We start from the raw sequence: 3,359 nt of genomic DNA, 5'->3' as shown, positions 1-3,359 counted from the left end.
TCTTTCAGACGCACACCGTGGTGAACTTCATACTTTTCCTTAAGTCCACGCAGGATGGATATTGTGTCCTCTACTGTGGGCTGCTCCACCATCACAGGCAGGAAACGACGCTCAAGTGCTGCATCCTTTTCAATGTACTTGCGGTATTCGTTCAGTGTGGTGGCACCGATACAATGCAGTTCACCACGTGCCAGCATGGGCTTGAGCAGGTTACCTGCATCCATGGCACCTTCAGTAGCTCCTGCACCAACAATGGTGTGCAGCTCGTCTATGAATAGGATTATTTGTCCTTCAGATTCTGCAACCTCTTTTAGTACAGCCTTAAGACGCTCCTCAAACTCTCCCCTGAACTTGGCACCGGCGATAAGAGCCCCCATGTCCAGGGCAACTATGCGCTTTTCTTTCATTGCATCCGGGACGTCCCTTTTTGCAATACGCTGTGCCAGAGCTTCTACTATAGCTGTCTTACCCACACCAGCTTCGCCGATGAGTACAGGGTTGTTCTTCCTGCGCCGGGAAAGGATCTCTATGGTGCGCCTGATCTCCTGCTCCCGGCCGATCACCGGGTCAAGCTTACCCTGTGATGCAAGCTCAGTGAAATCGATACCGTACTTTTTAAGTGGTTCCATTGTATCTTCCGGATTCTCTGAGGTAATGCGTCTGCCACCTCTTATCTCCTTGATGGCAACAAGCAGACGGTCTTTTTTAATACCTTCGCCTGCAAGTATTTTACCTGCTACGGAATCCTTTTCCTCCGCAATGGCTATAAGCAGGTGTTCCACACTGACGAACTCGTCCTGCATCTTGCCAGCGATCTTGCCGGAGGCATCCAGCACCCTCTTGAATGTCTGGGTCATGTAGACCTGCTCTCCACCGGGGCCGGATACCTGTGGTAGGCCTGCCAGCTTGTCCTCGACCTTCTCGGTGACTCTGCCCGGCTCCACGTCAAGCTTCTGCAACAATGTGGGTACTAACCCCCCGCTTTGTTCCAACATTGCGAGGAGCAGGTGTTCGCAATCTATCTGCTGGTTGTGGTATCTGGCAGCGATCGTCGTTGAGCCCTGGATGGCCTCCTGGGCTTTCTGAGTGAAACGATTCAAATCCATACTTTTCCCCCTTAATGGTTCAATCCCAATAATCAATTATCATGATATGTCTTATAACCGCTGTTCGACTCGCTGTACTAAAACATTGACATTAGTTTTCCAGAAAGATTTTCAGATCCATAGAAAACTGGCTGTACGACTGCCCTAAACCAGTACATAAAAAGGATAATCGGGTCATGGCCTAAAGGTCATGCCCACACACCCGAAGAAAGGTGCAGTAAAATATGGGCCTCTGAATTTCATATCTTGTGCAGTTTATCTCTATCTCTATAAAGGAAGGCGATCAGATTATGATCGCAGCAGTCCTTTCATCTTTCTCGTCATCGAAATCCGCAACCAGGACCTCGGTGGTCAGTACCATGCCTGCGATGGATGCGGCGTTCTGCAACCCATTGCGTACGACCTTTGTGGGATCGATCACACCAGCCTCAAAGAGGTCCTCGAATACATCGGTCTTGGCGTTATATCCGAAGTTCGGATTTGCTTCTGTGCGTACACGGGCAACGATCTCAGCACCTTCTCTGCCTGCGTTGATGGCTATCTGACGCATTGGCTCTTCAAGTGACCTTTTAACGATCGTGGCACCGATCTGCTGGTCGCCGTTGAGTTTTAGTCCATCCAGTACGGATGTTGCATGGAACAGCGTAACGCCGCCACCTGCAACGACTCCCTCTTCCACTGCTGCCTTTGTAGCGTTCAGAGCATCATCGATCCTCATCTTCTTTTCTTTTAGTTCGGTTTCAGTGGCTGCACCCACTTTAATAACTGCGACGCCACCGCCAAGCTTTGCCAGACGCCTCTTGAGTTCCTTCTTTTTGTACTCCGAATCTGTAAGCTTGATCTGTGAATCAATAAGTCTCATTCTTTGTTCGATTGCAGCCTTGTTACCCTTGCCTTCTACGATAGTAGTCTTGTTCTTGTCCACTGTGACTTTTCTTGCATGGCCCAGCATCTCACTGGTAAAGTCTTCAAGTTTCATGCCCTTGTCTTCACTGATGGCCATACCGCCGGTGAGCACAGCTATGTCCTCAAGCATGTCCTTCTGATCATCACCGAAGCCCGGAGCCTTCACGGCACAGACCTTTAAAGCACCACGCATGATGTTCAGTATAATGCCTGCCTGGGCATCACCTTCGACATCTTTTGCCACTATCAGCAAAGATCTGCCTTCCTTTGCAACTTTTTCCAGCACAGGGATGACCTGGTTCATTGTGCTTATGGTTCTGTCCGTGATGAGGATATATGGCTCATCGAACTCGCATGTCAGTTTCTCATGGTCGGTAGCCATATAAGGGGATACAAAACCCCGCTCGAACTGCATACCTTCCACGACTTCAAGGCTGGTTTCCATGGTCTTGGAGTCTTCTACGGTGATCACGCCGTTGTATCCCACCTTTTCCATGGCTCCTGCGATCAGACTACCAATCTCTTCATCATTGTTGGCCGATATTGTGGCAACCTGGACGATCTTGGCTTTGTCCTTTACATCCTGGCTTTGTTCTTTGATGTGTTTTACTACTGCTTCTGTTGCCTTTTCTATACCTTTCTTGACCTCTATGGGGTTGGCACCTGCAGTGATGTTCCTTATACCTTCGGTGATAAGGGACTGAGCAAGCAGGGTTGCAGTGGTGGTACCGTCGCCTGTGGTGTCCTGGGTCTTGGAAGCCACCTCTTTCACAAGTTTTGCACCTATATTCTCAAACTTGTCTTTCAATTCGATCTCTTTTGCAATGGTAACGCCATCATTTGTTACCACCGGGCTGGTAGCTTTGTCTAGTACGACGTTGCGTCCCTTTGGACCTAATGTGATCTTCACTGTATTAGCTACCTTGTCCACACCATTCAATAATGATCTACGTGCGTTCTCATGGAATGTGATCTGTTTGGAAGTCATTTATACACCTCGTTCATCCATCTTTCATCTATTATTTTCTCTTACTTCGTAATGCCTATTTTTCTATTACTGCAAGCAGATCCTTTAAGTCGACGAATACGTGCAACTCGCCATCTATGTCCATTTCATCGCTCTTGTAACCACCATATATCACGTGGTCCCCTTTTTTCACAGGCAGTTCACGCCCATCCTCAAACGTGCCTACAGCAACAATAACGCCTTCTTTCTTCTCTTCTTTGGCTGACTCCGGCAGGTATATGCCGCTATCGGTCTTTTCGGCCTGTTTGACCACTTTTATTAATACTCTCTCTCCAATCGGTTTGATGATCATTGCTGATATCCTCCAAATGAAAGTATGC

3 protein-coding genes are annotated in these 3,359 nt (G+C 48.3%); all 3 read right to left on the bottom strand.

Features of this window, described 5'->3' with window-relative positions; all coding sequences use genetic code 11:
* The coding region (locus ACCM36_RS06180; RefSeq protein WP_370572876.1) for a Clp protease N-terminal domain-containing protein at positions 1–1,106 on the bottom strand (1,106 nt) is incomplete at its 3' end.
* Between the two features lie 283 nt (positions 1,107–1,389).
* Entirely contained in the window at positions 1,390–3,000 is a 1,611-nt protein-coding gene (groL, locus tag ACCM36_RS06175; protein WP_370572875.1) for a chaperonin GroEL, read from the bottom strand.
* 55 nt (positions 3,001–3,055) lie between these two features.
* Positions 3,056–3,331, bottom strand: a complete 276-nt coding sequence (groES, locus tag ACCM36_RS06170; protein WP_370572877.1) for a co-chaperone GroES — start codon at positions 3,329–3,331, stop codon at positions 3,056–3,058.
* Positions 3,332–3,359 lie beyond the last annotated feature (28 nt).

The organism is Methanomethylovorans sp., from assembly GCF_041305605.1.
Lineage (GTDB): Archaea > Halobacteriota > Methanosarcinia > Methanosarcinales > Methanosarcinaceae > Methanomethylovorans.
Note: the sequence above shows the minus strand (reverse complement) of the source record. Positions and strands in the feature narration are given on the sequence as shown.

Bases quoted from the DNA above. Each gene is read 5' to 3' on its own strand.
- groES (WP_370572877.1), bottom strand. From the start codon at position 3,331: ATGATCATCAAACCGATTGGAGAGAGAGTATTAATAAAAGTGGTCAAA.
- groL (WP_370572875.1), bottom strand. From the start codon at position 3,000: ATGACTTCCAAACAGATCACATTCCATGAGAACGCACGTAGATCATTA.